The sequence below is a fragment of the Amycolatopsis sp. w19 genome (genome assembly GCF_051373225.1).
GTDB classification, from domain to species: domain Bacteria; phylum Actinomycetota; class Actinomycetes; order Mycobacteriales; family Pseudonocardiaceae; genus Amycolatopsis; species Amycolatopsis japonica.
The window spans coordinates 1-25,485 of sequence record NZ_JBPQFM010000026.1; the positions used below are offsets into that span (position 1 = coordinate 1).

27 protein-coding genes and 1 pseudogene are annotated in these 25,485 nt (G+C 68.4%); 9 read left to right on the forward strand and 19 right to left on the reverse strand.

Going from position 1 to position 25,485, the window contains the following annotated elements; all coding sequences use genetic code 11:
• Positions 1-102 (forward strand): annotated as a pseudogene (locus ACSMFO_RS34675) (IS481 family transposase); the annotation flags it as partial.
• 209 nt (positions 103-311) lie between these two features.
• On the opposite strand, the gene moeZ reads toward ACSMFO_RS34675, so the two are convergent.
• From moeZ to ACSMFO_RS34690, 3 genes are all read right to left on the reverse strand, one after another.
• Positions 312-1,490, reverse strand: coding sequence for an adenylyltransferase/sulfurtransferase MoeZ (gene moeZ, locus ACSMFO_RS34680; RefSeq protein WP_038519000.1), 1,179 nt, complete (start codon positions 1,488-1,490; stop codon positions 312-314).
• Positions 1,491-1,608: 118 nt separating this feature from the next.
• Positions 1,609-2,784 carry a DUF3152 domain-containing protein gene (locus ACSMFO_RS34685; RefSeq protein ID WP_436461907.1) on the reverse strand — a complete coding sequence of 392 codons (1,176 nt, stop codon included), beginning with the start codon at positions 2,782-2,784 and terminating at the stop codon, positions 1,609-1,611.
• Positions 2,785-2,865: 81 nt separating this feature from the next.
• Positions 2,866-3,723: an alpha/beta fold hydrolase gene (locus tag ACSMFO_RS34690; protein WP_436461908.1), complete on the reverse strand. Its 858-nt coding sequence runs from the start codon at positions 3,721-3,723 to the stop codon at positions 2,866-2,868.
• Positions 3,724-3,967: 244 nt separating this feature from the next.
• Between ACSMFO_RS34690 and ACSMFO_RS34695 the strand changes: the two genes are divergently transcribed.
• Entirely contained in the window at positions 3,968-4,591 is a 624-nt protein-coding gene (locus ACSMFO_RS34695) for a TetR/AcrR family transcriptional regulator (RefSeq protein WP_037332079.1), read from the forward strand.
• A 71-nt stretch (positions 4,592-4,662) separates the two neighbouring features.
• Here the strand turns inward: ACSMFO_RS34695 and ACSMFO_RS34700 are convergent, their stop codons facing one another.
• Entirely contained in the window at positions 4,663-6,081 is a 1,419-nt protein-coding gene (locus tag ACSMFO_RS34700) for an amidohydrolase family protein (RefSeq protein ID WP_436461909.1), read from the reverse strand.
• Positions 6,082-6,116: 35 nt separating this feature from the next.
• Positions 6,117-7,157 carry an amidohydrolase family protein gene (locus ACSMFO_RS34705; protein WP_436461910.1) on the reverse strand — a complete coding sequence of 347 codons (1,041 nt, stop codon included), beginning with the start codon at positions 7,155-7,157 and terminating at the stop codon, positions 6,117-6,119.
• A gap of 62 nt (positions 7,158-7,219) precedes the next feature.
• On the opposite strand from ACSMFO_RS34705, the gene ACSMFO_RS34710 reads away from it, so the two are divergent.
• Positions 7,220-7,756 (forward strand): carboxymuconolactone decarboxylase family protein, encoded by a 537-nt coding sequence (locus ACSMFO_RS34710; RefSeq protein ID WP_436461911.1) that lies wholly within the window; start codon positions 7,220-7,222, stop codon positions 7,754-7,756.
• Positions 7,757-7,831: 75 nt separating this feature from the next.
• On the opposite strand, the gene ACSMFO_RS34715 is transcribed toward ACSMFO_RS34710, so the two are convergent.
• Both ACSMFO_RS34715 and ACSMFO_RS34720 read right to left on the reverse strand, forming a co-directional pair.
• On the reverse strand, positions 7,832-8,755 hold the full coding sequence (locus ACSMFO_RS34715; RefSeq protein ID WP_436461912.1) for an alpha/beta fold hydrolase: 924 nt from the start codon (positions 8,753-8,755) through the stop codon (positions 7,832-7,834).
• Positions 8,752-9,660, reverse strand: a complete 909-nt coding sequence (locus tag ACSMFO_RS34720; protein WP_037332087.1) for an AurF N-oxygenase family protein — start codon at positions 9,658-9,660, stop codon at positions 8,752-8,754. Before ACSMFO_RS34720 ends, ACSMFO_RS34715 begins: the two co-directional genes overlap by 4 nt.
• 50 nt (positions 9,661-9,710) lie before the next feature.
• Between ACSMFO_RS34720 and ACSMFO_RS34725 the strand changes: the two genes are divergently transcribed.
• Positions 9,711-10,478: a TetR/AcrR family transcriptional regulator gene (locus ACSMFO_RS34725; protein ID WP_038519016.1), complete on the forward strand. Its 768-nt coding sequence runs from the start codon at positions 9,711-9,713 to the stop codon at positions 10,476-10,478.
• A complete protein-coding gene (locus ACSMFO_RS34730) occupies positions 10,475-10,801 on the forward strand; it encodes a DUF4873 domain-containing protein (RefSeq protein ID WP_016331491.1) in 327 nt (108 codons plus the stop codon). The genes ACSMFO_RS34725 and ACSMFO_RS34730 overlap by 4 nt, the downstream gene beginning before the upstream one ends.
• 112 nt (positions 10,802-10,913) lie before the next feature.
• Here ACSMFO_RS34730 and ACSMFO_RS34735 read toward each other — a convergent pair whose 3' ends face one another.
• From ACSMFO_RS34735 to ACSMFO_RS34745, 3 genes are all read right to left on the reverse strand, one after another.
• Complete coding sequence (locus ACSMFO_RS34735) at positions 10,914-12,194, reverse strand: heparan-alpha-glucosaminide N-acetyltransferase domain-containing protein (protein WP_436461913.1); 1,281 nt, start codon at positions 12,192-12,194, stop codon at positions 10,914-10,916.
• 114 nt (positions 12,195-12,308) lie between these two features.
• Positions 12,309-12,539 (reverse strand): DUF3107 domain-containing protein, encoded by a 231-nt coding sequence (locus tag ACSMFO_RS34740; RefSeq protein WP_005167610.1) that lies wholly within the window; start codon positions 12,537-12,539, stop codon positions 12,309-12,311.
• 60 nt (positions 12,540-12,599) lie between these two features.
• A complete protein-coding gene (locus ACSMFO_RS34745; RefSeq protein WP_037335764.1) occupies positions 12,600-13,253 on the reverse strand; it encodes a ferritin-like fold-containing protein in 654 nt (217 codons plus the stop codon).
• A gap of 463 nt (positions 13,254-13,716) precedes the next feature.
• On the opposite strand from ACSMFO_RS34745, the gene ACSMFO_RS34750 reads away from it, so the two are divergent.
• Together ACSMFO_RS34750 and ACSMFO_RS34755 are read left to right on the forward strand one after the other, a co-directional pair.
• Positions 13,717-15,312 (forward strand): DEAD/DEAH box helicase, encoded by a 1,596-nt coding sequence (locus ACSMFO_RS34750; protein ID WP_436461914.1) that lies wholly within the window; start codon positions 13,717-13,719, stop codon positions 15,310-15,312.
• A gap of 35 nt (positions 15,313-15,347) precedes the next feature.
• Complete coding sequence (locus ACSMFO_RS34755; protein WP_436461915.1) at positions 15,348-16,742, forward strand: Rv3212 family protein; 1,395 nt, start codon at positions 15,348-15,350, stop codon at positions 16,740-16,742.
• 41 nt (positions 16,743-16,783) lie between these two features.
• Here ACSMFO_RS34755 and ACSMFO_RS34760 read toward each other — a convergent pair whose 3' ends face one another.
• From ACSMFO_RS34760 to ACSMFO_RS34790, 7 genes are all read right to left on the reverse strand, one after another.
• Positions 16,784-17,464, reverse strand: a complete 681-nt coding sequence (locus ACSMFO_RS34760) for a hypothetical protein (RefSeq protein ID WP_436461916.1) — start codon at positions 17,462-17,464, stop codon at positions 16,784-16,786.
• Between the two features lie 118 nt (positions 17,465-17,582).
• The gene (locus tag ACSMFO_RS34765; protein ID WP_436461917.1) at positions 17,583-17,921 is read right to left on the reverse strand and encodes a hypothetical protein; all 339 of its coding nucleotides are present in this window, start codon (positions 17,919-17,921) and stop codon (positions 17,583-17,585) included.
• Between the two features lie 34 nt (positions 17,922-17,955).
• Complete coding sequence (locus ACSMFO_RS34770) at positions 17,956-18,816, reverse strand: RecB family exonuclease (RefSeq protein WP_037332100.1); 861 nt, start codon at positions 18,814-18,816, stop codon at positions 17,956-17,958.
• 240 nt (positions 18,817-19,056) lie between these two features.
• Positions 19,057-19,686: a MarC family protein gene (locus ACSMFO_RS34775; RefSeq protein WP_016331481.1), complete on the reverse strand. Its 630-nt coding sequence runs from the start codon at positions 19,684-19,686 to the stop codon at positions 19,057-19,059.
• Positions 19,683-20,546: a PHP domain-containing protein gene (locus tag ACSMFO_RS34780; protein ID WP_436461918.1), complete on the reverse strand. Its 864-nt coding sequence runs from the start codon at positions 20,544-20,546 to the stop codon at positions 19,683-19,685. Before ACSMFO_RS34780 ends, ACSMFO_RS34775 begins: the two co-directional genes overlap by 4 nt.
• A gap of 51 nt (positions 20,547-20,597) precedes the next feature.
• Positions 20,598-21,158: a PH domain-containing protein gene (locus ACSMFO_RS34785; protein ID WP_016331479.1), complete on the reverse strand. Its 561-nt coding sequence runs from the start codon at positions 21,156-21,158 to the stop codon at positions 20,598-20,600.
• 24 nt (positions 21,159-21,182) lie between these two features.
• A complete protein-coding gene (locus ACSMFO_RS34790) occupies positions 21,183-21,344 on the reverse strand; it encodes a hypothetical protein (RefSeq protein ID WP_005167589.1) in 162 nt (53 codons plus the stop codon).
• A 186-nt stretch (positions 21,345-21,530) separates the two neighbouring features.
• Here ACSMFO_RS34790 and ACSMFO_RS34795 point away from each other — a divergent pair, with 186 nt between their 5' ends.
• Positions 21,531-21,950, forward strand: coding sequence for an NUDIX hydrolase (locus ACSMFO_RS34795; protein ID WP_038519033.1), 420 nt, complete (start codon positions 21,531-21,533; stop codon positions 21,948-21,950).
• Between the two features lie 328 nt (positions 21,951-22,278).
• Here ACSMFO_RS34795 and ACSMFO_RS34800 read toward each other — a convergent pair whose 3' ends face one another.
• A complete protein-coding gene (locus ACSMFO_RS34800; RefSeq protein WP_436461919.1) occupies positions 22,279-23,382 on the reverse strand; it encodes a DUF2332 domain-containing protein in 1,104 nt (367 codons plus the stop codon).
• A gap of 33 nt (positions 23,383-23,415) precedes the next feature.
• Complete coding sequence (locus ACSMFO_RS34805) at positions 23,416-23,994, reverse strand: MaoC family dehydratase (protein ID WP_016331476.1); 579 nt, start codon at positions 23,992-23,994, stop codon at positions 23,416-23,418.
• Between the two features lie 250 nt (positions 23,995-24,244).
• Between ACSMFO_RS34805 and corA the strand changes: the two genes are divergently transcribed.
• Complete coding sequence (gene corA, locus ACSMFO_RS34810; protein ID WP_038519039.1) at positions 24,245-25,333, forward strand: magnesium/cobalt transporter CorA; 1,089 nt, start codon at positions 24,245-24,247, stop codon at positions 25,331-25,333.
• Positions 25,334-25,485: the final 152 nt, after the last annotated feature.

Consider the following 25,485-nt stretch of genomic DNA (forward strand, 5'->3'; position numbering starts at 1 on the left):
CCAGACTGGCTCCACACCTACAATCACCACCGCGGCCACACCGCACTCGCCGGCAAACCACCCGCCAGCCGCGTCCCCAACCTCCCAGGTCAATACACCTAGGCGCAAGGAAGGGGGCCTTCATGTACTCAGTCTTGTGGCGTGCGCGCTGTCGGGGACCGTGTGGATTTTGGTGCGTCAGATGACCCGAAACCCACACGGTCACCACGCCAACCTGCAGAAAGAGAGCAAGGGACCTTTGCTACCACCCGCGCGTGAAGGCCCCCTTCCCTCGACTCAGCCGAGGGAAGGGGGCCTTCACGCGCGAAACGTCAGTAGGTCGGCAGGCTCTGGTCGATCTGCCGCGCCCAGGCCAGCACGCCGCCACCGAGGTGGGTCGCGTCCTTGAACCCGGCCTTGTGCAGCGCCGCCAGCGCCTCCGCCGAACGCGCGCCCGACTTGCAGTGCAGCACGATCGGCTTGTCCTGCGGCAGTTCCGACAGTGCCTCGCCCGAAAGGATCTTGTCCTTCGGGATGAGCGTCGCGCCCTTGATGTTCACGATCTCGTACTCGTGCGGCTCGCGGACGTCGATGAGGGCGAAGTTGTCGCCGTTGTCGAACTTGGCCTTGAGCTCCGCCGGAGTGATCGTGCTTCCCGAAGCGGCCGAAGCGGCTTCGTCCGACACGACGCCACAGAACGCTTCGTAGTCGATGAGCTCGGTGATCTTCGGGGTCTCCGGATCCTTGCGGATCTTGACCTCGCGGTACTTCATCTCGAGCGCGTCGTAGCTGACGAGCCTGCCCAGCAGCGGCTCGCCGATACCGGTGATCAGCTTGATCGCCTCGTTGACCATGATCGAGCCGATCGACGCGCACAGCACGCCCAGCACGCCACCCTCGGCGCACGACGGCACCATGCCGGGCGGCGGCGGCTCGGGGTAGAGGTCGCGGTAGTTGAGGCCCTTGCCGTTCGGCGCGTCCTCCCAGAACACGCTCGCCTGGCCCTCGAACCGGTAGATCGAGCCCCACACATAGGGCTTGCCGGTGAGCACGGCGGCGTCGTTCACCAGGTACCGCGTCGCGAAGTTGTCGGTGCCGTCAAGGATCAGGTCGTACTGCTCGAACAGTTCGAGAGCGTTCGACGACTCGAGCCGGTCGGTGTGCAGGTGCACCTTCACGAACGGATTGATCTCGGCGATCGTCTCCTGCGCCGACGCGGCCTTGAGCTTGCCGATGTCGGACTGTCCGTGGATGACCTGGCGGTGCAGATTCGATTCGTCGACCTCGTCGAAGTCGACGATGCCGAGCGTGCCGACCCCGGCCGCGGCCAGGTACAGCAGCGCCGGGCTGCCGAGGCCACCTGCACCGATGACCAGCACCTTGGCGTTCTTCAGCCGCTTCTGCCCGGTCACCCCGACGTCCGGGATGATCAGGTGACGGCTGTACCGGGCCACCTCGTCCTTGGTGAGCTCGGCGGCCGGCTCTACGAGCGGCGGCAGCGTGCCTGACATCGGGTCCTCCATCTCGCGTGGATCGCGGGTCGCATCCCAGTATCTACAACACGAAGAGACGGAAACGCCTTCCCCCGTTTCACATCCTGGGATGTTCCAGCAGGTGAGACGGCGGAGACTAGGGTGACGGGTTCGGCCAAGACCCAGGCTTGCAGACCTTGCCGTCGGCGGGCACCTTGCCGCGGTCCCCGCCGGGAAGATCGTTCAGCTGTGCCACGAAGTCGTTCGAGACGCCGAACGTCTGCTGCATCATGACCGGCGCGATCGCGCCGTTCTCCTTGCAGCCCACGTGCTTTCCGCCCAGGGCGTGCCCGACCTCGTGGTTGATGGCGTACTGGCGGTACGAGACCATGTCGCCCTGGAACGCCACCGCTCCGCGCACCCAGCGGGCGAGATTGATCACCACGCGCTTGTCGAAGCTCGACCGGTAACACGAGGTCTCGTAAGTGATCTGGAACATGCAGACGTCCGCGCGGTGCGTCGTGTTCGGTGTGGTGAGACTCACCCGGAAGCTGGGGTTCGGGAAACTCGCGTCGACGCGCTGGAGCGCCTTCTTCCCATCCCACGTCCAGCTCTTGCCATCGGACAACGTCTGCTCGACCGACCTGGCGAAGCTGTCGTCACCCATGTAGCTGGCCGGATCGATGCCGTCCTCGACCTCGACGGTGTAGGTGTACAGCTGCCCCGTCCCGACCTTCTCGCCCTTGCCCGGCACCACGTGGTAGGTGCCTTTACCGGCCTCGGTGAAGTCGGGCCCCTTGGGCAGATCGGCGGTCGGGATCTTGAGGTCGACCGGTTTGGCCGGGTTCTCGGGAAGGACGTCGCCGCCCCCGTCCACACCCGCGCCCGGCTCACCGCCGTTGCCCGCGGATCCGTCGGCTCCGTCGGCTCCGGCCGAACTCGTCCCGTCGGAGGCGATCGGCTCGGCCGGGCCGGTGGCGGTGTTGAACACGACCAGCGCGGTGATCACCACGAGGATCGGCAGTGCGTACACGCGCCAGCCGTAGGTCTTGGCGAACTGGCCGATGCCGCCCTTGCGTTTGGCGGCCTTGGCCTTGGCGGCGCCGGTCTCGTGCGGCTTCCAGGACGCGCTGAGCGGCTGGGCGCTGGTCCGGCGGCCGCCGGGACGGTAGCGGTCCTCGTCGAGCCGCTGCGACGGCGGCGGCGTCGGCCGGTACTGGCCCGTGCGCGGCACGTCGGAGGAGCGGGGCTGGGCGCGCGGCGGACGGCGGGCGGATGCGGAGTACTGAGACCGCCGACCCTCGCCCTGCGCGCCTTGCTTTACCCGATCCACGCGCACCAGGGTGCCATAACCGAACTGTGATGTTGTGAGCGACCGGCGCTTCGCACGGCGTGTCCTACCCACCCGAATGGGCTACCAGGTGCCCGATTCGACCGATTCCCACATCCCCAAAACGGCCTTCGCTACGACATTCGGGCGTTCCATCTGCGCCACGTGGCCGGTTCGGGGCAGAACGAGCAACCGCGCGTGCGGAAGTAGCCGAGCGGTGCGCTCGGCGCGCCGGACGGAGATCACCCGGTCGTGCTGCCCCCACACGACGAGCGTCGGCGCGTCGACGGTCGGCGCGACCGCCCACAGCGACGCGGGACCGCGCGCGGACCACGTCCGGAAGATGCCGAACGTGCTGCGCGCCAGCGCGGGGGCGGCCCAGGCTAACCCGGCGCGGGCGCTGTGCTCCTCTTCGAGCTCGTCCAGCCTGCTCTCGGCGAAGCGGCCCGGGTCGGCGAAGCACAGCTTGATGACCTGCATGGCTCGTTCGCGCGGGCCGAGCGCGGCGAGCTGACGGCGTACCGCCGGGCCGATCAGCGGCAGGTACGCGAACGCCATCCGCGGGTCGGACAGCCGCTTCATGCTGGGACGGAGGTCCGGCATGGCGGGCGAGATCAGCGTCAGCGTCTTCACCAGCTGCGGGCGGCGGGCCGCGACGAGCAGCGCGACGGCACCCCCCATCGAGTTGCCGAACAGGTGCACCGGCCCCGCTTCGAGGCTCTCGATGTGGCTCGCCACGACCTCGGCATGCGCGTCGAGGCTGAAGTCGAAGTCGTCGGGCGGCTCCGAATAGCCGAAACCCGGCAAATCGACTGACGTGCCTGCGGCTTGGGGCGCCAAGAGGGCGGCGAGGTCGGTCCAGTTCGTGGACGATCCGCCGAGACCGTGGACGTAGACGGCCGTCTCGGGACCGCCCGGCGTCCGGCGGATGTGCAATTTCACCCCGCCGACACCTATTGTTTCCCCGGGCCAAGGGGGCGGCGCCGGGTCCAGCGACGGCAATGACCTGCGCGAGAGCGGCACATGGGTCAGCGGAGAGCGGCCCCCGGCGGCACGGGAAACTGAAGAAGACACAGCATCAAGGATGCCCGACCCTTGGCGGTCCGGCCGTACCGGCGAGTAATCTCGAGCTCACTTCACGCGGCGGTGACCCCGCCCCGCGGAGCCCGCGGCTACTGGAGGAACGATGACAGAAATGGCGCGACTGCAGGCCCGAGGCGTCCGCCTGCCCCGAACGGAACGCCGCGCCCAGCTGCTGGCCGCCGCGCAGCGGGTGTTCGCCGCGAACGGATACCACGCCGCCGCGATGGACGAGATCGCCGAAGAGGCCGGAGTCAGCAAGCCGGTCCTCTACCAGCACTTCCCCGGCAAGCTCGACCTCTACATCGCGCTGCTGGAGAGCCACGTCGACGAACTGGTGCGGCGGGTCAAGGACGCGCTCGACTCCACGTCGGACAACAAGCAGCGCGTGCCGGCGACCGTCGGCGCGTTCTTCGACTTCGTGAACAACGACGCCGGCGCGTTCCGCATGGTCTTCGAGTCCGACCTGCGCGGCGAGCCCGCCGTCCAGGAGGCGGTGGACCGGGCGACGTCGGCCAGCGTCGACGCGATCACCGAGACCATCACCGCCGACGCGGGCCTCGACGAGGACAAGGCCCGGCTCCTCGCCGTCGGCCTCGTGGGCCTCTCGCAGGTCAGCGCGCGGTTCTGGCTGGCGCACCACAAGTCGATGAGCCGCGAAGAGGCCGTCGCGCTCACCGCCAACCTCGCCTGGCGAGGCATCGGCGGTGGCTTCCCGCTCCAGCACTGACCCGCGTTTCGTCCTCTGGATGCGGTCCTTGCGCGTGCAACTACCGCATTCAGAGGACGAATTGCGTCAGGTCACTGGGGCAGGAGCTTCTTCAGGCGGTCGGCGGCGGCCTGGGCGTCGGCGACGACCTTCGCGGTGTCGATACCGACAACGCGGCCTTCGCGCTTGAGGGCGCGCCCGTCGACGAACACCCATGAGACGTTCGCGGGCTGGGTGTTGAAGACCAGCTGATTCACCCAGTCCACCTTCGGCGCGAAGTTGACCGCCTGGGCGTCGACCAGCTGGAGATCCGCTCGCTTGCCCGGCGTCAACGACCCGATCTCCTTGTCCATCCCGAGCGCCTCCGCACCGCCGAGGGTCGCCATGCGCAGGACGTCCGCCGTGGTCGGGTAGACCGCCGGATCCGTCGTGGTCGCCCGCTGGAGACCGACGGCCGCGCGCATCACGTTGAACATGTCGCTCGTGTCGTTGGTGCCGCCGTCGAGGCCGAGCCCGACCTTCATGTTCCGCTTCTTCATCTCCGGCAGCCGGATGACGCCCGACGCGAGCCGCATGTTCGACAGCGGGTTGTGCGCCACGCCGACCCCGGCGGCCGCGAGTTCGTCGAGATCGGCGTCGGTGGTCTGGATGACGTGGTTCGCCACCAGCCCGGGGTGCAAAGCGTTCGCGCGCCGGAGCGCGTCCATCTGCCCCGCGGTCAGATCGGCCTTCGATTCGAGCAGGTGCACGTTCAACGAGACGCCGAGTTCGCGCGCGAGCTTCTCCGAGGCTTCGACGCTCGGGAAGTTCCCCGTGGACGGATGCGTGCCGATCTGCAGGCGTGCCAACGGGTTCGGGTCGATGACCTCGCGCTTCACGCGGCGGATCTCGTTCTGCAGCGCGGGATCGGTGGTGCCGTTGTAGGAGTAGAGGAACCGCAGCCTCGACTCGCCGAGCGCGCGGAGACCGCCCTTGGCGAAGTCGGCGTTGAACGCGTGCGACCAGTCGGTGACCGTGGTGATCCCGGTCGAGACGACGTCGGCCGCGGCGAGTTTCGTGCCCGCGTACGCGTCCGCGTCGGTCACGGGGGCGCGGTACAGCGGGATGACGCATTTGCCGAGCCAGCCGATGAGTTCCTTGTCGGCCGCGCAACCGCGGATGAGCGACTGCCACAGGTGGTTGTGCAGGTCGACGAAGCCGGGAAGCACGATCTTGCCCCGGCCGTCGACGACTCTCGCGGTGCCGGCGTCGAGATCCTTGCCGACCTGCTTGATCTTGGTGCCTTCCAGTACGACGTCGGCGTCGGCGAGGGCGCCGAGCGGTCCTTCGCCGAGGCTGGGATCCATCGTGAGCACCATCGAAGCGTCACGGATGACGACCCGGCCTGCGCCGGTGAATTCCGCGTCGCCGGCTTCGGTGGTCTCGCCACCCAGATCGGTGAGCAGAGCCGCTCCGAGGACGACGGCGATGGTGAGGCTGAAAACGGACAGGATCGATCTGTTTCGTTTCATCGTTTCAACTCCCCAGTCGAGAAGATCACGCTAGCTCACCTGACGCGGACGCCCCGCAGAATTACCGCGACGGGATGCTCCAGCCGTGCCAGATCTTCGCGCGGATCCTCCGCGTAGACGACGGCGTCGGCGGGCGCGCCCGGGACCAGCCCGGGCAACCCCAGGTATTCGCGCGCGGCCCACGAACCCGCGGCGAGGGCGTCGTGCGGTCGCAGCCCCGCTTCCGCGAGGGCGCGGATCTCGACGCCGACGCGGCCATGCGGCCGGGAGTCGGTTCCGGCGAGGATCTTCACCCCGGCTTCGGCCGCCGCCGCGATCAACCCCGGATGCGCCTCCGCCCCGCCGACGAACCACCGTTTCCGCGGGGTGTCCTCACGGTTCCGCGCCTGTCCCAGCGCCGCTTGGAAGACCGAAAGCGTCGGGGTGAGCGCCGTTCCACGGGCCGCCATGTCCGGCAGGTACCGGGGATCGAGCCACATCCCGTGTTCGACGGAGTCGACTCCCGCGGCCACCGCCGCTTCACCGCCGGCGGCGTGCTGCGAGTGCACGGCGAGCCGCCCGCCCACCGCGTGCACCGCCTCGACGACGGCGGTCATTACGTCGGACGGCACGGCTTCGTCCCCGACCTGCCAATCGGCGATGATCTTGGCCCAGCCGGTGCGTTTCGCCTGCGCCGCGGCCAATCCAGGGAGCTCCGCGTGCGTGGCGCGGCGGCCCCAGCCGTCGAAGAACTGGCCGTGCTGGGCGATCCACGGCCCGGCGTGCACCGCGCGGGGCACGCCGGGTTCGGCGCCGAACCACTCGGGCGGCTCACCGGGCAGCCCCGGCGAACGGATCATCGTGACCCCGGCGTCGACGTGCCGGTGCAGATCGGCGCGCAGGATCTCCTCGTCCATCGGGTCGCCGGGCTCCTCGGCGCCGGGATGCGTGTGGGCGTCGACGAGGCCCGGCAAGAGCCAGCCCTCGGCGACCAGGTCCGCCCCCGGGACCGGATCGGTGGTCCATCGGTCGCCGTCGGCGTAGAGATCGACGTACTCGCCGTCGGGAAGCGCACGGCCCCGGATTCTGACGATCACACTGCCCCCTCGTTTTCGGCTATGAATCAAGTGACCACGTTGCCGATCCGCGAGGAGTCACCATGCCGCATATCGCGCTCGACGAGAACCTTCCCGGCATCATCGCCTTGTTCGCGTACCGGCCGGAGACGGCGGCGCCGCTCGGGCAACTCGCCGATGTCCTGCTTCGCGGCCCGAGCAGCCTCAGCGTGGGCGAGCGCGAACTGATCGGCGCCGTCGTCTCGCGCGGCAACGACTGCACGTTCTGTTCACGCAGCCATGCCGCCGTCGCCGCCGAAGCGCTCGAAGGCGGCATGGCGGTCGTAGAGGCGGTGTGGAAGGACGTCGACGGCGCCCCCGTCTCGGCCAAGATGAAGGCGCTCCTGCATATCGCGGTCGCCGTTCGCGAAAGCGGGAAGTCGGTGGGCGCAGACCTGATCGAGACCGCCCGCGCGGAGGGCGCGACAGACGTCGAAATCCACGACACGGTCCTGATCGCGGCCGCGTTCTGCATGTTCAACCGCTATGTCGACGGGCTGGCCACGCTCGCCGTCGACGACCAGGACGCCTACCAGGCGGTGGGCGTCCGTCTCCTGGCGAACGGCTACACGAACCTCTGAAGGGAGCAAGGGACCTTTGCTACCACCTGTCTCAATGTCGAGAGAAGTGGTAGCAAAGGTCCCTTGCTCCCTCTTTCAGACCCTCGCGGCGCGGCGGACGAGTGCCGCGATGCGGTCCGAAACCTCCTGAGCCCGTTCCTGCGGAAGCATGTGCCCCGCCCCCGGGTAGCGCACGAACTCGGCCTCCGGCAGTTCGTCGGCGATGACCTTGGCGTGCGGCGGCGGGCAGAGCCGGTCCCGCTCCCCCGCCAGCACGATCACCGGCTTGCCCTGCAGCGCGGCCAACGTGACCCGGCAGTCGTGCCGCGAGATCGCGTCCTGGAATCCCGCGACACTCGCCGGATGCGCGCACAGCAACTGCTCGGCGACCGAGTCGACGTCGGCCCGCTGTGGCCGCCGCCCGAAGACGAGCAGCCGCGCACCGGGCCGCACCACCGACAGCGGCAGCGGCAAGGCGTCCCGGCGGTTCTTCGCGAGCAGCTTCGCGAGCCTCCGTTCGAACCTCGCCGCGCCGCTGCCCGCGATCCCCGGCAGGCCGAGGGTGATCCGGTCCATCTCACCGGACGACGTGGCGACGAACGCGACCCCTGCGACGCGCCGGGCCACGAGATCGGGGTGCCTGCGGGACAGTTCCATGATCGTCATACCGCCCATGGAGTGTCCGGCGAGCACGATCGGCCCGTTCGGGACGCGGTCCTGGATCAGCTCGGCGAGGTCGTCGGCGAGGGTCGCGATCGTGGCCGTCCCCGGTTTCGCCGGCGCGGAACCGCCGTGGCCGCGCAGGTCGTAGCGCAGGGTCCGGACGGAGTCGCCGAGCCGCGCCACCACGCCGTCCCAGGTCCGATGGTCCTGCGTCCAGCCGTGCACGAGCACCAGCGTGAGCTCGGAGTCGGCGGGCCCGCTCGTCTCGACGTGCAGGGCGGTGCCGTCACCGGTCACGAACCGATGTTGCCGCGACGGGTCCCACGAGACGGCGTCGCGCTGCTTGACGCTCCTCATCGCTTCCCCGGCAGCAGGAAGGACTTGCGCCAGAAGTACATGCCCGGTTTGCCGACCAGCCCGGATTCCTGCAGGAACGGCATGATCTTCTCGCCTGCCCATTGGATGCTTTCGCGCCAGTTGGGGTTGTTCAGCGCGGCCTCGACGCCGTCACGCGGACGGATGCCGACGGCCTTGTAGACGTTCGGATTGATGAAAGCCCGGGTCACGAAATACGAAACGAGCGCGATGATGAACTGCTGATAGACGATTTCCTTCTTCGACAGTTTCGCCATCCCGCGAGTCACCTCTTCGCGGGCGAAGGTGACATGCCGGGCTTCTTCGAGCACGTGGATCCGGTTGACCATGCGGACCAGCGGCTGGATGTCCGGGTCGTTCATCTGCTCGCGCTGAAGCCGGTCGAGTACCTCTTCGGCGACCAGGATCGCGCCGTAGCGCGCGGGGCCGTAGCTGATCGCCGGCATCAGTTTCGCCAGCCGCCGCAACCACGGCACCGGCCCGTAGGACGGGCAGCCGATCCGCGAAGCCATCCGCGCGAACATCGTCGAGTGACGGCATTCGTCCGCGATCTCGGTCAACGCGTACTGGGCGTGCGAACTGGTCGGATCCTCTTCGTAGACCTCCTTGAGCAGCATCTGCATCAGGAGGATTTCGAACCACAGCCCCGTCGTGGCGACGCTCGCGACCTCGTGCTTGCCGAGTTCGATGCGCTGCTCTTCCGACAGCGAGTCCCACAATTTCGTGCCGTAGAGCGAAGAACGGTGTGCCGGGATGAAGCGCTTCCCGTCGACGAGCGGGGCGGTCCAGTCGATGTCGACGTCGGGATCGTAGAACTTGTTCGCGGAGGACTTGAGCAGCCGCTCGGCCGTCTTCTCCCGGTCTGTTTCCTTCAGCGCCCGCGTCATTGCCGACACACCCCTATCTGTAACTCGTGGTAACAGTTACCTCTGGTAGCATGACTGGGGTGATCGAACGTGTCAAGCGCAACAGCAAGCAGTCGAGCAAGCACCCCACGGCGGGTGAGGCCGACACGGGCGACGCCCGCCGCGACCGCTGGCGCAAGCACCGGATCGCCCGCCGCGCGGAGTTCGTCGAGGCCGCCCTTCGCGCGCTCGACACGCACGGCCCGGACCTCGGCATGGAGGACGTCGCCGCCGAAGCGGGTGTCACGAAACCCGTGCTGTACCGGCACTTCGACGACAAGGCGGATCTGTACGTCGCGCTCGGGCAGCGCGGCACGGAGATCCTCTTCCAGCGGCTGATCCCGGCCATCAACTCCGAGCTCGCCCCGGTCCCCCGGATCCGGATGGCGCTCGATTCCTTCTTCAGCGTCATCGAGGAGCACCCGAACCTGTACCGCCTGCTCGCACGCGGCGGCCTCCAGGAGAAGGTGGTCGTCAAATCCGACGTCGTCGCCGAGGACAAGGAACTGATCGCCACCGCGCTGACCGCGCTGCTCGGCGACTACATGCGGATGTTCAACATGGACTCCGGCGCCGCCGAACCGTGGGCGCACGGCATCGTCGGGATGGTGCAGAGCACCGGCGAATGGTGGCTGGACCGGCGCTCGATGGGCCGCGACAGCGTCGTCGAGTACCTGACGCAGATCATCTGGGCCGCGATCGACGGCCTCTCCCGGCAGCAGGGCATCGTCATCGACCCGAACCTGCCGCTCGAAGAGAACAAGGTCGTCCAAATGCGGAAGGAATCGGAGGCACAGTGAGCGAGCACGACGAAGACGGTTACGCCGGCGAAGCGGTCCTCGTGATCGACGGGACCGAGATCGCGACCACGGTGGATCTGCGGGGCTACTTCCAGCCCATCGACGGGTACTACCGCTGGTACGGCCGCGTCGCCACCAACGAACAGGTGTCCGCGGCCGCCGGCGGCAAGAAGACCGCCGTCGAGATCCGCGCGGGCGAGTACAGCGCGAAGGGCGAGCTCTCCGACCCGGACCCGTGGGACCGCTACCGCATCATGGGCACCAGCACGCCGCCCTTCCACGTGCCGACCAGCCTCGAAGAACTGAACGAACTCAACGCCTGACCAGGCGGAAGTACATGAAGGCCCCCTTCCTTGCGTCTAGCGCAAGGAAGGGGGCCTTCATGTACTTTCCGTGAGCGCGGGGAGCAAGGGACCTTTGCTACCACTTCGCAGGTCAGCCCCGCCGTTGAGCGGGCACGCGGGTACTGGGCACCAGGTACTTCGGCCAGCTCGACAGCTTGTTCATCGTCCATTCCAGCGGCCCGCGCCCGATGAACTTCCGCCACAGCACAGCGGCGGTCAGCGCCACCACCGAGAACTCGACGAAGTGCAGCACGCTGAAGATCGAATCGCCGTCGCTCTCGTCCCACAGCAGCGCGATCGCCACGAAATGCAGCACGTACGCGCTCAGCACCCGCCCGCCCAGGTCCGAAAGCGGCCGCAGCACGCGCTCGAATTTCGGCATCAGCAGCTGGCAGCCGCCGATCACCGCCGCCGCGATCCCGATCGAGATCAGCAGGTCGAACGGGGTGTACGAGGTCCCCGTCGGCAGCAGTTCCCAGGCCCAGCTGGTGGTCGGCGGCGTGCCGTGGATCCAGGTCTGGTGGAGCCGCAGGAATTCCGGCGGCGTCATTCCCATCTGCGCGGCGGCCGGTTCCAGTGAGCGGTGGATGGCCTGCATGCCACCGAGCGGCCCGGTCGCGAGCCACGAAACGAAGTATCCGCCGACCGCGAGCGCCGATCCGCCGAAGAACAGCCGTCGGCACACACTGCGCGAGGTCAGGTCCATCCGCCCGATCGACATCCCGGCGAACACGTACGCCATCAGCGTCAACGCGGGGAACGTGCCGGTCAGGACGAGGACGGTCGCGGCTTTCAGCAGCCCGGTCGACGTGACGTCGTCCGCGGTCAGGTCCGGCGCGAAGAAGAGCAGGTCACGGGGCAGCAGCTGGGCCCGGATCAGATGCGAGACCAGCGGGCCCACGACGGCGACGGCGACCGCCGCGATCCCGAGCGCCTTCGCGCCCGCGCGCAGCCACGGGATCGCGAAGAGGAAACAGGCCCCGTAGTAGGCCAAGATCACCATGTAGCCGGTCTCGAGGCTGGTCAGCCACAGCCCCAGCACCACCAGGAGCGGGGCGCGGGTCGCCAGTTTCAGCGCGACGCGGGTCCGGTCGCGGCCCTCTTTGGGGCGGCGTCCGCCGGACATCAGCGCGATCGAGACCCCGGCCAGCACCGCGAACAGCGCCGCGGAGTGGCCTTCGAACGGTTTGAACAGCACCCCGACGCCGCCTTTGGCCGGATCGGGGCCGACATGTACCGCGTACATGCCGAGTACGGCCAGGCCGCGGGCGACGTCGATACCGGTCAGCCGCCCTACGGCCCGTTTGCCTTGTTCGGGAACAGTGCGCACGCCGTCGACCAGCGCGCGGTCCATCACAGTGACGCCGTCCACCTCATTTCTCGGCTAGCCCCCTGCCGTCCCCGCCTTAGCGTGACGATCAAATCTGAGAGCTGGCTGAGACGCGGCGGTGACGCCACTGTGACATCCGACTACAACCCGATCGGGTTAGCCACCAACAGCGAAGCCGACCTTGCGAACATCCGACGGCGCGATCTCGACGTAGGCGATCCGGTCGGTGGGCACGATGTACTTACGGCCCTTTTCGTCGTCGAGGCGGAAGATCCCGTCGCCGGCCCTCAAGGCGTTCGCGACCAGTTCCTCGACCTCGTCGGGCGACTGGCTGCTGGACACCACGAGCTCCCGCGGCGTGTCCTTGATGCCGATCTTGACCTCCACGTGGGACCTCCGCTTGAAAGTTCGAAATTTACTGGTGCGCCAAGGCTAGCCGAAGTGACCTCAGCCGAGGCCCAGCACCTGCATGCGCTTGGTGTGCCCCTGCTGCAACCGGCGGAAGAGCGCGGCGATTCCCGAAAGGTCACCAGAGCCCTCGACGATCAGCTCGGCGAGCCCGTCCCGCTCGGCCACGACGTACTGGGCCTGCGTCAACGCCTCTCCCAGCAGACGGCGGCCCCACAGCGCGAGCTTGTCGCGCGCCTTCGGGTCGGCCTCGATACCGGCCGCGACTTCGCGCTCGGCGAACGCGGAATGGCCCGTGTCGGCGAGCACGGTGAGCACCAGGTCCTTGGTCTCGGGGTCGAGCCAGCTGGCCATCTCGCGGTAGAGGTCCGCGGCGAGCCCGTCGCCGACGTAGGCCTTCACCAGGGACTCGAGCCAGGAACGCGGCGCCGTGGAGGCGTGCCAGGCGTCGATGTGCCCGACGAAGGGCCGCATCGCGTCCTCGATCGCGACGCCGTGCCCCCCGAGATGCTTGGCGAGCAGGTCGTAGTGCCCGATCTCGGCGGCCGCCATCGACGCCAGCGCGGCCCGGCCGGACAGCGTCGGCGCGGTGCGCGCGTCCTCGGCCATGCGATCGAATGCGGACAATTCCCCATAGGCGAGTACGCCGAGCAAATCGACTACGCCTTCACTGATCTGCTTTGCCTCGGTCACGGCGGAAAGGGTATCGCCGAACACACCCGCCCGGTCCGGAAGAGACCGATCCCACCTTCGTCGGCGCGCCGGGGGCTATCGAAAAACCGCAGATCAGGTAGACTGGCCGCCGGATACGACGGATCTTCCGTCCCGGATCGGGACGCCGCTGCGGCTGAAGGACAGCCGGTGTGGCCCCGGTCAGCACAAGAATGATGTGCGTGCACGCCATCCTGCGGCATTCCCACGAAGGGCCGCTCCAGCGCCAGTAGCGCGGAGCCCGAGCGAAATTTCGTGGTCGAGTGTCGATCGGTGACCAGGGCAGTGCGCGCTGGTCACGAGAGAGGCGAGCACCCTGACCACGAACGAAACCACAACCGAAGAGAACATCACCACCGGTGTCCCGGAGGCCGTCGCGCTGGAGCACAGCGAGACCGGCCCGGCCGCGCTGGACACGTCGCACCCGCTGCAGGCGGGCGCCCCGGTGGAGCCCGAATCCCCCACCTTCGCCTCCTTCGGCGTCAAGCCGGAGATCGTGAAGGCCCTCGGCGAGGCCGGCATCGAGCGCACCTTCGCCATCCAGGCACTGACGCTGCCGCTGGCCATGGCCGGCGACGACCTGATCGGCCAGGCCCGCACCGGTATGGGCAAGACGCTGGGCTTCGGCGTCCCGCTGCTGCACCGCGTCGAGGTCCCCGGCGACGGCACCCCGCAGGTGCTGGTCGTCGTGCCGACCCGTGAGCTGTGCATCCAGGTCGCGAACGACCTCAAGGGCGCGGGCAAGCACCTCGGCATCCGCACGCTGGCCATCTACGGTGGCCGCCCGTACGAGCCGCAGATCGCGGCGCTCCGCAACGGCGTCGACGTCGTCATCGGCACGCCCGGCCGTCTGCTGGACCTGGCCGAGCAGAAGCACCTGGTGCTGGGCAAGGTCCGCGGTCTGGTGCTGGACGAGGCCGACGAAATGCTCGACCTGGGCTTCCTGCCCGACATCGAGCGCATCCTGCGGATGGTCCCGGACAAGCGCCAGACGATGCTGTTCTCGGCGACCATGCCGGGCCCGATCATCACGCTGGCCCGCACGTTCCTGACCCAGCCGACGCATATCCGCGCCGAGGAGAACGACGCCGGCGCCATCCACGAGCGCACCACCCAGTTCGTCTACCGGGCGCACTCGATGGACAAGCCCGAGCTGATCGCCCGCGCGCTGCAGGCCGAGGGCCGCGGCCTGACGATGATCTTCACCCGCACCAAGCGCACGGCGCAGAAGGTCGCGGACGAACTCGTCGAGCGCGGTTTCGCGGCCGCCGCCGTACACGGTGACCTGGGCCAGGGCGCTCGCGAGCAGGCATTGCGCGCGTTCCGCTCCGGCAAGGTCGATGTGCTGGTCGCCACCGATGTCGCCGCCCGCGGTATCGACATCGACGACGTCACGCACGTGATCAACTACCAGACGCCGGAGGACGAGAAGACCTACGTCCACCGCATCGGCCGCACCGGCCGCGCCGGGCGCACCGGCGTCGCGATCACTCTCGTCGACTGGGACGAGGAGCCGCGCTGGAAGCTGATCTCCGACACCCTCGGCCTCGACATGCCCGAGCCCGCGGAGACGTACTCGTCGTCGAAGCACTTGTTCACCGACCTCGGCATCCCCGAGGGCACCACCGGGCGCCTGCCGCTGTCCAAGCGGACCCGCGCCGGTCTTTCGGCCGAGGTCGAAGAGGATCTCGGCGGCAAGCGCCGGGGCCGCGGCCACGGCCCGGCCTCGAAGGATGAAGAGGCTCCTCGCAAGCGGAACCGCGCACCGCGCAAGCGGACTCGCGGTGGTGCCGACGCGGCCGCCAAGATCGAGGCGGCGGACGCCGCCGCGGCGGCTTCGGCGGAGGGCACCGAGGGCGACGCCGCGGCTGAGGGCCGCACGCGGACCCGTCGCCGCAGCCGAGGTGCCGCGAAGCCGAGCCCCGAGGTCAGTGGTCCGGCGGTCGAGAAGGAGGCAGGCGACAGCGCCGAGCGTCCGGCTCGCCGACGCCGCCGTCGCCGTCCGTCGGCGACTTCTGATACACCTGCGTCGGCAGACTGAGCTTTCATACTGCGGACATGGGGAGCTAGGGGCACGTGAGCGAACGCTGGGACGCCGCGCCGGACAACGAACCGGCGCGGCCCGTGCCCGCCGATCCCGAGCAGTCGAACGGCAGCGAGCCGGAGACGGCCGAGAACGCGATCGGCACCGAGGACGTGCTGGACGCCGACCCCGCTCAGCCGGTGGCCACCGAGCCGCCGCTGGGCGGGAAACGCGCCCGGCCCTCGCCGTGGAATCGCAAACGGGATCGCGTGATGGCCGCGGCGATCGTCGTGGTCGTCGCGGTCACCGGTGTCGTCATCGGCGTGACCAGCGACAACGCGGCCACGGTCGCGCAGGTCGCCACCACCCTGCCGCCCGGGCTTCCGCCCGCGCCGGCGCAGGTTCCCGGCTCGTTGAGCGAACTGTGGCAGGCGCCGAGTGCGTCGACACCCGTCCCGATCGGCGAGGCCAACAGCGTGGTCACCGCCGACAAGGGCGAAGTACTCGGCCGGGATCCGTACACCGGCGAAGTCCGCTGGCGCTACTCGCGCGATCTCGAACTGTGCACCGTCGCGCTCGCCGGGATCAAGGTGGACGCGGTGTACCGCAAGGACACCGGCTGCAGCGAGGTCACCCAGCTCGACGCGGGCACCGGGCGCCGCACGGCACAGCGCAACGGAGACGCCGAGCTCGGCACGAGGCTGGTCGTCGACGGATCGCACGTCACCACGACCGGCAAGAAACTGCTGAACACCTGGCGCGACGACCTGGTCAAGAGCATGGAGTACGGCCAGGTCCCCGCCATCGTGAACCCGAACAAGCAGCCGAGGACGGGCTGCACCTACGGCACGGTGGCCGCCGCGGCGGGCAAGATCGGCGTGATCGAGCGCTGCCCCGGCGACCCGGCCGACCGGTTCACCGTCTACCGCGCGACCAACGACGAGGCCGACGACCCGAAGGTCGACTACAGCACCGTGCTCGCCGGGAAGAACGCGAAGGTCGTCGCGATGTCCGGCGATCTCGCGCTGATCGTGCTGCCGGAACAGAAACTGCTGGTCATCTATGGCGGCGACGGCCTGCAGAAGTCGGCCTACCCGCTCGACCTGCCCGAAGCGGAAATCACGCAGGATCCGGTGGGCGGCGTCATGACGACCTCGTGGACCGCACAGGGCGTCTATTGGTTCACCGGCTCGAAGACCATGGCGTTCTCGCGGGACGATCTCACCCCGCGCTGGACGCTGAACAACTCGACCGGTCCGGGCGTGACCTTCGGGGAGCAGCTGGTCGTGCCCATCCAGGGCGGCCTGGCCGTACTCGACGAGGCCACCGGCGCCACCATCCGCACCGTCGGTGTCGACAGGCGCGGCTACACCGGCCCGGTGCTGCTCTCCTCGGTCGGGCCGGTGCTGCTGGAGCAGCGCGGCCCCACCGTCGTCGCCCTCAAGTGACCGGCGAGTGGTAGCAAAGGTCCCTTGCTACCGGCTCGCCGTCATCGCGTCGTCGAAGTCCTGCTGGTCCGCAGCCTGCTGACTTCCTTCCAGCACCACTTGCCGCCTTCGTTGGCGAGCGTGCCGGTGGCGGTGCCGGGCCGTCCGGCGATGCTCAGCGTGACGGCCACCGTGTACTTGGTTTCGGAGACCTTCGTGACCGCGCCGAGCGACGCGTCCGACGCCTCGCTGACCCGCTCGATGACCTGGTCGATGTCCTTTTCCGCCGCGCCGCACTTGAGCGCCGTCAACGCGCTCTGATCGTGGGCGTTGATGCCGTCGATGATCGCCTGCGCGGTCCCCTCGGGGCCGGACGCCTTCTCGGTGGCCTTGTCGTCGCCGAGGAAGAACCCGGGAGCGACGAACCCGGTGATGCCCAACGTGACCACCACGACGGCAGCGGCGGCGATGCCCACGATCAGGCCGGTCTTGGTGTTCTTCGGGGGCGCGGGCGGCCCGCCGAAGCCCTGGCCGTACTGCTGCTGGCCGTAGCCGGGGTACTGCTGCTGCGGGTACGCGCCGCTCTGGTCGTAACCGCCCTGCTGGTACTGCGGCTGTCCCGGGTACTGCTGTTGCCCTGGGTACGGCTGCTGCTCCGGGTACGGCTGCCCCGGCTGCTGTCCCGGGTACTGCTGCCCGCCTTGGCCGTGGTCGGGCGGTCCTGGCTGGGGTGGGTAGGTCATCAACGGTGCCCTTCGTCCTCGCTGCGGGGCAGCGTGTTCATCTACGACCTGCCCAGTGAGCCACAGTTTCGCAGGGGCGGACGGGGATTTCGCCCAAACTGGCACTTTCCTGCCGTGCTCAGCTCCACCAGAACAGGCTCAGCGCGGCCGTCACGCTCACCACGACACCAAGGCCCGCGACGCCCGCGACGCGGCCATTACGCGTGTCGGCGACCCGCTGCGCCAGCAAGGCGAGGACCGCCGCGACCGGATGCCCGATCAGCATCAGCGGCCCCGGCCCCGGCGCACCGGTGAGCAGGCAGATCCCGGCGATCGCGAGGACGCACACCGCGAGCACGACCATCCCTGCCGCGAGCGATCCGGTCAGCCCGCGCCAGTACCGGCCGCGTTCGGGCGTCTTGGGCTCGCCCGCGGGCGGTGGGGTGGTCGCGAGCTCCTCGGTGTCCGGTGACGACACGTCCTCGCCTGTCCAATCGTCGGGTCTCGAGAATCTAGGGCGCCAGCAACTCCCACGGCTGAGCCGCGGGACCGGCCTCCTGGCCGGCCGCGCAGCTGGGCCGGAAGTCGCACCATGAGCAACGGCGGCCCGGGCGCGCCGGGAACAACACGTCCTCGTCGCCGCCGGCGTCCAGGGTATCCGTTGCCAGCCGCAGGTCCCCGGCGGTCTCGTCGGCGCGTTGGAGATGCCGCTTGAGGCTCTGCTCGGTGTGCTCGGCGGCCGCGATGGTGCCGGTGGGCACGTGGTGCAGCTCGACCTGGTAGCACGGCGTGCGCAGGGTCCTGGCGGCCGCGACCGCGTACAGCGCCAAGGCCTGCGACGAACGTGCCTCGTACTCGTCCGGCTCTCGACGGCCGGTCTTGTAGTCGATGATCACCAATTCCCGGCCACGCTGGTCGATCCGGTCGGCGCGGCCCTCGATGATGAGGCTGGGCCCGCTGCCCGGCTCGAGCGTGACCGGCGCCGAAACCCAGCGCTCCAGCCCGACCGGATCGACACTGACGTCGTTGTGCTCGACGTACTCCGCGACCCAGGCCTTGGCCCTGGCACGGTATCGGGCGGCCTGGTCGGCGTCTTCGAACCCGGCGTCCTTCCAGTGTTCGGCGACGAGCGCCATCGCCCGCTGCGGCACACGCTTGACCACCGGCAGGTCGAACAACGCCCGCAAAGCGTTGTGCACCACCGCACCCAGCGTGCTGTGCGCCCACGCGCCGGTGCGTACCGGGGACGGGCGGTCGAGATACGACATGCGGTAGCGGCGCGGGCAGTCTTCGAACGTCGCGAGGCGCGCGGGCGAGACCTTCGTCAGCTTGCGCGGCGCTTCGACGCCGAAGTCGAAACCAATCTGCTCCATCGGATCACCCCGCGCGCAACGCTACGCACCCCCACCGACACTTTTCGAGGGGATCCCCGCCGAAGGGAGCAAGGGACCTTTGCTATCGCCGCACGGGGCCACAGGGTCCGCGCGGGAGGGTCGGGCGTGCAATGAAAGGCTCTTTCCTTGCAAAATTTGCAAGGAAAGAGCCTTTCATTGCATCGGGCAGGCGGGAGCGCGAGGCGGAAGGAGCAAGGGACCTTTGCTACCACCCGGCCGTCACGTGCCCGAGATGAAGCCCTTCACCGAGTTCGCCACCAGCTCGACCGCGATCGCGGCCAGCAGCAGACCGGCGATCTTCGCCAGCAGCGTGATCCCGCTTTCCTTGATCAGCCGGATCACCACGCCCGAGTACCGCATGCACAGGTACAGCACGAAGTGCACCGTCACGATCGAAAGCGCGAGAGCCACGTACGCGCCGACGTGGCCATCGGCCTGCCGCACGAAGACGATGGTCGCGGCGATCGCCCCCGGGCCGGCGAGCAGCGGCGTCCCGAGCGGGACGAGGGCGACGTTGACGTCGTCACCCGCCGCCTCGGCCTCGCCGCCGGTCTTGCCGGTCAGCAGTTGCAGCGCGATGAGCAGCAGCAACAGCCCGCCCGCGCCCTGCAACGCCGGGATCCCGATGCCGAGGTACGACAGGATCGCCTGTCCCGCGACGGCGAACAGCGAGATCACCAGCAACGACACCAGCACCGCCTGCCGCGCGGCCTTGGCGCGGAACGCCACCGACTTGCGGCCGGTCAGGCTGAGGAACACCGGCACCGTGCCGGGCGGGTCCATGATGACGATCAGCGTGATCGTCGCGCTCATGAACAGGCGCGCGTCGAAGAAGTCCGTGATCGTCACGGGGTCACGACCTGATAGCCGGTGGACCGCGCGACGAGCTCTTCGAGCGCGAGCGGATCGGTGGTCTCGTCGCCGAGGTCGATGGTCTTGTTCGTGCCGTGGTAGTCGCTCGACCCGGTGCGCACGAGCCCCAGCTCCCCCGCCAGCCCGTGCAGCCGCACGCGGGTCTCCTCGTCATGGTTCGGGTGGTCGACCTCGACACCGGTGAGCCCGTGCTCGGCCAGCCCGGCGAGCACGTCGACGCTGATGGTCGCCCCGCGCGTGTAAGCGAAGGGATGCGCGATGACGGTGACCCCGCCCGCCTCCGCGATCATGTCGATCGCGTCCTCGACGAGCGTGTCCTGCCGCGCCACGAAGTACCCGCTGCCATTGCCGAGGTAGCTCCCGAAAGCCTCGTTCACCGACGAGACCACACCGGCACGCACCAAAGCCTGCGCGAGATGCGGTCGTCCGGCGGAACCGTCCTCGGGAAGCAGCGACATGACCTCGTCGGGATCCACCGGGAGACCGTCGGCGGCCATCCGTTCGGCCATCACCCGCAGCCGCCAACGCCGCTCCGACCGCAGCCGCGTCTGCTCGGCGACGACCGCCGTCGACTCCGGGTCGAAGAGGTACGCGAGCAGGTGGACGCTGATGTGCCGCCCGGTCACCGGGTCGACGGAGATCGTGGACAGCTCGGCGCCGGGCACCAGGGTGAGCCCCGGCGGAAGTGCCTCGGCGGCCGGGGCCCAGCCGGCCGTGGTGTCGTGATCGGTGATCGCGACGACGTCGAGGCCCGCCTTCGCGGCGGCGGCGACCAGCCCGGCAGGGCTGTCGGTACCGTCGGAGGCGGTGGAGTGGGCGTGCAGGTCGATGCGCATCGCGGATCAGTATCGACGATGCGCCAGGTCACAGCGACCCCGGGACCTGCGCTAACCGACCTTCTTCTTGCCGCGGGCCGCACGCTGCGCCTTGATCATCGAAAAGCGCTCGGCCTGCTTCTGCTTGTCGCCGAAGACGAGCTCGGAAATCGTGTCGTAGAACTCTTCCGGCTTCGGCAGGTAGTCGATGCGGTTCAGTGCCTGGATCTGACCGGCGGACTCGACCACCATCGTCCCGTACCCCATCATCCGGCCCCACGCCGAACGTTCGTAGGTGAGGTCGGTGACCTTGGTGATCGGCATCATCAGCACCTTGGTGGTGTAGACGCCGGTCGTCATCACGAACCGTTTGTCCGTGACGACCAGTCGCTCGACCCACCACTCCATCACCACGTACGCGAAGCGCAGGATGACGAGCAACGCGGCATACCAGAGGATGTTCTGGATGACCCACGCGGCGGGCGGCAGCAGGTAGGACACCAGGACGCAGATGGCCAGCAAGGCCACCGCCTCGAAGGTGTCCCACAGCAGCACCGCCCAGTGACGGCGGATCCTGATGACCCGCCGCTCGGTGTCGAGGAGATACTCGTCTGGATCGCGTGGGGCGAACATACCGATAGAGTATCCGCTCCTCCGCTAGCTGAAGACGTTGCTGACGAAGGTGATCACCGATTCGGCCGAGTCACGCAGGAAGCCGATGATGTTTCCCACGAGGCCCGCGGCCTGACCTGGCTGCGCGATCACGAAGAACAGCACCAACGCGATTCCTGCGAAAGTGAGGAGCTTTTTCGCGTTCACAGCGATCAATCCTGTCTCTTACGGTGACTGACTGCGGATACTGACCATTCATTTTGTACCGCACCTTCCACCGGCGCGGGAGAGAAGTCCCGCGCTTGGGTCAGCCGGCAGGGGGAAGTGTACCGCACGGCTACTCTCCGTGTACAGGACAGCCATTGTCAGGAAGCCCGCGTCTACCATTCGGGAATGAACACCGTTTCGGACAGCACCGTCCGCTGTGTCGGCGGCATCGTCCATGACGAACTCGGCCGGATTCTGCTGATCCGGCGCGCGAATGAACCCGGACGTGGACTGTGGTCGGTCCCCGGCGGACGCGTCGAACCAGGCGAAACGGACGAAGCGGCCGTCATTCGCGAGATGTGCGAAGAGACCGGGCTCGACGTGATACCGGGCACACCTGTCGGCAACGTCCGCCGCGGCCCGTACGACATCCACGACTACGCCTGCACGGTCACCGGCGGCACTCTCCGTGCCGGGGACGACGCCACCGACGCCCGGTGGATCGACGCCGAAACCTTGATCGAACTCGACAAAGGCGGCCACCTGGCCGAACTCCTGTTCGTCACTCTCCGCGACTGGGGAGTGCTGCCGACCGGGCGCTCGTGAAAGACGCGGGGATAAAGCGGCGCGAGAGGTGAAAATTATCCTCGCCGATGCTTTCCCGTCATCTTCGACGAGCGGAAACGCTAACGACCATCAGTCGCTGACGGGACTCCGGCCGGGTTCGCGCCGACCGCCCGCTCACGCACGCCGTCCGTCTGATCACGCGTAACCCCAGCCTGACCTCTGTCCTACCGGCCCGAAGTCCGTGAAGGCCTCCTTGAGGGACCCAGAGTCCCTCAAGGAAGCCTTCACGGACTGGGCACATAAGGCGCGGTGAGTGCGGCGCAACGCCTCTCGGCCTGCCCGCCGCCGTCAGCGACCCACGGAAACGCTAAACCGGCAGCCAGGTCATCCGTTGCCCGTGCGGCGCCGTTCTGGCCAGCGCCCGCACGTCCGGGACGCCGGCATCCCAGCGGACGAGCCCGAGCACGGCCTGGTCCGCCGGTTCGGCCAGATCGGTCCTGCCGGGCATCAGCGGCTCCAGCGCGGCGGCGTAGAACTCCTCGCTGACCCACCACAACGGCCGGTCCGCGGCGAGCTTCCGGAGCGCTTCGAGGAAGCCGGCCCGCCGCTCCCCCAGGTACGCCAGCACGTGGCTGGTCAGCACGACGAGCGGCGCGTCGGCGGGCAGCGTGGCGGCCGCCGAGGCGAGATCGTCGACGGCATCGCCGGCGATCAGCTCAGGGCGTTGCTTGCCTTGTGCCGCCGCGGCCGTGCGCAGGAGCCGGATCCGATCCGGCTGGTCGGCCCAGACACAGGCTTCGAGCCACGCGAGTTCGTCTTCGTCGGCCAGGTCCACCGGGGCGCGGTCGAGTCCGGCTCGGGCCGTGATCGTCAGCTTCTTCGGCACCTTCGGCGTGACGGCGCCGGGCGCGAGGTCCAGCGCGCAGTGCAGGCCGACCGCGGTCTTCGCGGGCCCGGCGGTGAGCTGTTCGCCGCCGTCGCACTGGTAGCGGTAGGCGTATTTGTCCAGGCCGAGGAGCAGGCCCGCGCTGCAGCCGACTTCGAGCAGCGCGATCTTGCCGCCCGCCTCCTTCGCCGCCGCCGTCACCGCGGGATAGAGCAGCGCGGCCCGGCGGACCTCGTTCGTCTGCGTGTACCGCGAGGAGATGATCGCGCGCGCCTTGTCCGCCCGCTCCAGCAGGAACGAGCGGAACAAGGGCCACGTCTCCGAGTCCACGCCGTCGAAACCGCCGACGGACGGGTAGTACCGCGAGAGCGGGTGGATGGGGTCGGCCTGGATGAGGCGGTGCGCGGTCGCCATGAGCAGTGTTCCGCGTGCTTCACCGCCACGGGCGTCGGCCAGCAGCCCGGCGACGTCGTCGTCCTCGGCCGCCTTCGCCGCCAGGTGCTCGTAAAGCGGCGAAACACCGGCCGCTTCGACCGTCGCGAACTTCCGCAGGCGGCTCTTGATCTCATCCAGCCCGATGGGCATCGACGCGCTCCCTTTTCCCGTTCGTGACACCCATTATTCGTGCGGCACGGGACGGCCGGGCTGTTCACCGCCCCGGGTGTCACCGTAAGACCGCTTCGGCACCATCACCTTGCGACGGAACACACAGACGATCGTGCCGTCCTGCTTGTAACCGCGGGTCTCGACGTAGACGACGCCCCGGTCGTCCTTCGACTTCGACGGCGTCTTGTCCAGCACCTCGGTCTCGCCGTAGATGGTGTCGCCGTGGAAGGTCGGCTTCACGTGTTTCAGCGATTCGACCTCGAGGTTGGCGATCGCCTTGCCGGACACGTCCGGCACCGACATCCCCAGCAACAGCGAGTAGATGTAGTTGCCCACCACGACGTTCTTGCCGAAGTCGGTGGTCTCCTCGGCGTAATGCGCGTCGAGGTGCAGCGGATGGTGGTTCATGGTGATGAGGCAGAACAGGTGGTCGTCGTACTCGGTGACCGTTTTGCCCGGCCAGTGCTTGTAGACCGCACCGACCTCGAACTCTTCGTAATAGCGACCGAACTGCACCCATTCCTCCTGCACGAGTAACGCGGCGTGAGCCTGGAACGACAGGCCTTCGTGTTGAGGAGTACCCTCAACCATTGGTGTCGGGTCGTCAACGCGACCCACACCACTGCGTAACCGTCCGCCGAGCCGAAGGAGGTGAGGAACCCGATGTCCAGTGGCGATAGTCCGCTTCCTAGTAGTCGCAGCGTTTCCGCCTTCACATCTCGCCGGATCCCCACCTGGCAGGGCTGACGAAACCGGGAACGCTGGCCTAGCCGAGCGGCCCCCCGACCGCTTGGCCCGTCGTCTTCGCGCACCAACGCACGACGTCTGCCCAGGAGATCCCATGCCTGCCATCCCCTCGCTCGGCGGCCTTCGCGGCCGGAGCAACGGCCGCGCCAAGAGCGTCCCCGAACGCCCGCTGCCCGTCCCCCTTTCGGCGTACGTCGTCGATTGCGCGGTGTACGTGGAGGGCAAGCGCCTGCCTGGGCGCTGGACGCACGCCGAGGCCATCAAAGAGGTGCGCAAGCGGCACGCCGGGTTCGTCTGGATCGGCCTGCACGAGCCCGACGCGGTCCAGATCCAGGGCATCGCGGACACCTTCGGACTGCACGAGCTGGCCGTCGAGGACGCTCTCGAAGCACACCAGCGGCCCAAGCTGGAGCGCTACGACGACACGCTGTTCATGGTGCTGAAGACCGTCCGGTACGTCGAGCACGAGTCGCCCGCGACGGCGAACGAGATCGTCGAGACCGGCGAGCTGATGGCCTTCCTCGGCCGTGATTTCGTGATCACCGTGCGGCACGGGAACCACTCGGGGCTCGCGAGGCTGCGCCGCGAACTCGACCAGGATCCGGAGCGGCTCGACCTCGGGCCGTCCGCGGTGCTGCACGCGATCGCGGACCACGTCGTCGACCACTACCTCGACGTCACCACCGCGATCGAGTCGGACATCGACGAGATGGAGACGCACGTCTTCGCGCCGCGCTCCAAGGTGAGCGCCGAGCAGATCTACTTCATGAAGCGCGAGGTGCTCGAACTGCGCCGCGCGGTCATGCCGCTCGGCACCCCGCTGCAGCGGCTCGCCGAGGGCTACACGCGGCTCATCCCGGACGAGGTCCGTTCCTACTTCCGCGACGTCTCCGACCACTTGACGACCGTGGCGGAGCGGGTCTCGAACTTCGACGAGCTGCTGACCACCCTGGTGGACGCCACGCTGGCGAAGATCACGCTCCAGCAGAACACGGACATGCGCAAGATCACCGCGTGGGCGGCGATCATCGCGGTCCCGACGGCGCTCGCCGGCATCTACGGGATGAACTTCGACTACATGCCCGAGCTGCATTGGCGCTTCGGGTACCCGGTGGCGATGACGGTCATCTTCGGCGTCTGCATCCTGCTCTACCGAATATTCAGGAAGAACCGCTGGCTCTGACCTTTCTTCCCCTTTCGGTAGTTCTGGAGTTCCCTCATGCCAAGGATCCTGACCAACCTCAAGTTCTGGGCGCTGGCCTTCTGCGTCGTCTGGCTCGGCATCGTGATCGCGATCATCGCCAAGGACCCCGCGTTCGCGCACGGCCCGAAGTA

Coding starts and splice junctions, on each gene's coding strand:
- ACSMFO_RS34725 (WP_038519016.1), top strand. CDS start 9,711: ATGACTGGGGTGATCGAACGTGTCAAGCGCAACAGCAAGCAGTCGAGC.
- ACSMFO_RS34710 (WP_436461911.1), top strand. CDS start 7,220: ATGCCGCATATCGCGCTCGACGAGAACCTTCCCGGCATCATCGCCTTG.
- ACSMFO_RS34785 (WP_016331479.1), bottom strand. CDS start 21,158: ATGTTCGCCCCACGCGATCCAGACGAGTATCTCCTCGACACCGAGCGG.
- moeZ (WP_038519000.1), bottom strand. CDS start 1,490: ATGTCAGGCACGCTGCCGCCGCTCGTAGAGCCGGCCGCCGAGCTCACC.
- ACSMFO_RS34695 (WP_037332079.1), top strand. CDS start 3,968: ATGACAGAAATGGCGCGACTGCAGGCCCGAGGCGTCCGCCTGCCCCGA.
- ACSMFO_RS34720 (WP_037332087.1), bottom strand. CDS start 9,660: ATGACGCGGGCGCTGAAGGAAACAGACCGGGAGAAGACGGCCGAGCGG.
- ACSMFO_RS34770 (WP_037332100.1), bottom strand. CDS start 18,816: ATGGAGCAGATTGGTTTCGACTTCGGCGTCGAAGCGCCGCGCAAGCTG.
- ACSMFO_RS34715 (WP_436461912.1), bottom strand. CDS start 8,755: ATGAGGAGCGTCAAGCAGCGCGACGCCGTCTCGTGGGACCCGTCGCGG.
- ACSMFO_RS34760 (WP_436461916.1), bottom strand. CDS start 17,464: ATGACCTACCCACCCCAGCCAGGACCGCCCGACCACGGCCAAGGCGGG.
- corA (WP_038519039.1), top strand. CDS start 24,245: ATGCCTGCCATCCCCTCGCTCGGCGGCCTTCGCGGCCGGAGCAACGGC.
- ACSMFO_RS34805 (WP_016331476.1), bottom strand. CDS start 23,994: ATGGTTGAGGGTACTCCTCAACACGAAGGCCTGTCGTTCCAGGCTCAC.
- ACSMFO_RS34795 (WP_038519033.1), top strand. CDS start 21,531: ATGAACACCGTTTCGGACAGCACCGTCCGCTGTGTCGGCGGCATCGTC.
- ACSMFO_RS34700 (WP_436461909.1), bottom strand. CDS start 6,081: ATGAAACGAAACAGATCGATCCTGTCCGTTTTCAGCCTCACCATCGCC.
- ACSMFO_RS34780 (WP_436461918.1), bottom strand. CDS start 20,546: ATGCGCATCGACCTGCACGCCCACTCCACCGCCTCCGACGGTACCGAC.
- ACSMFO_RS34800 (WP_436461919.1), bottom strand. CDS start 23,382: ATGCCCATCGGGCTGGATGAGATCAAGAGCCGCCTGCGGAAGTTCGCG.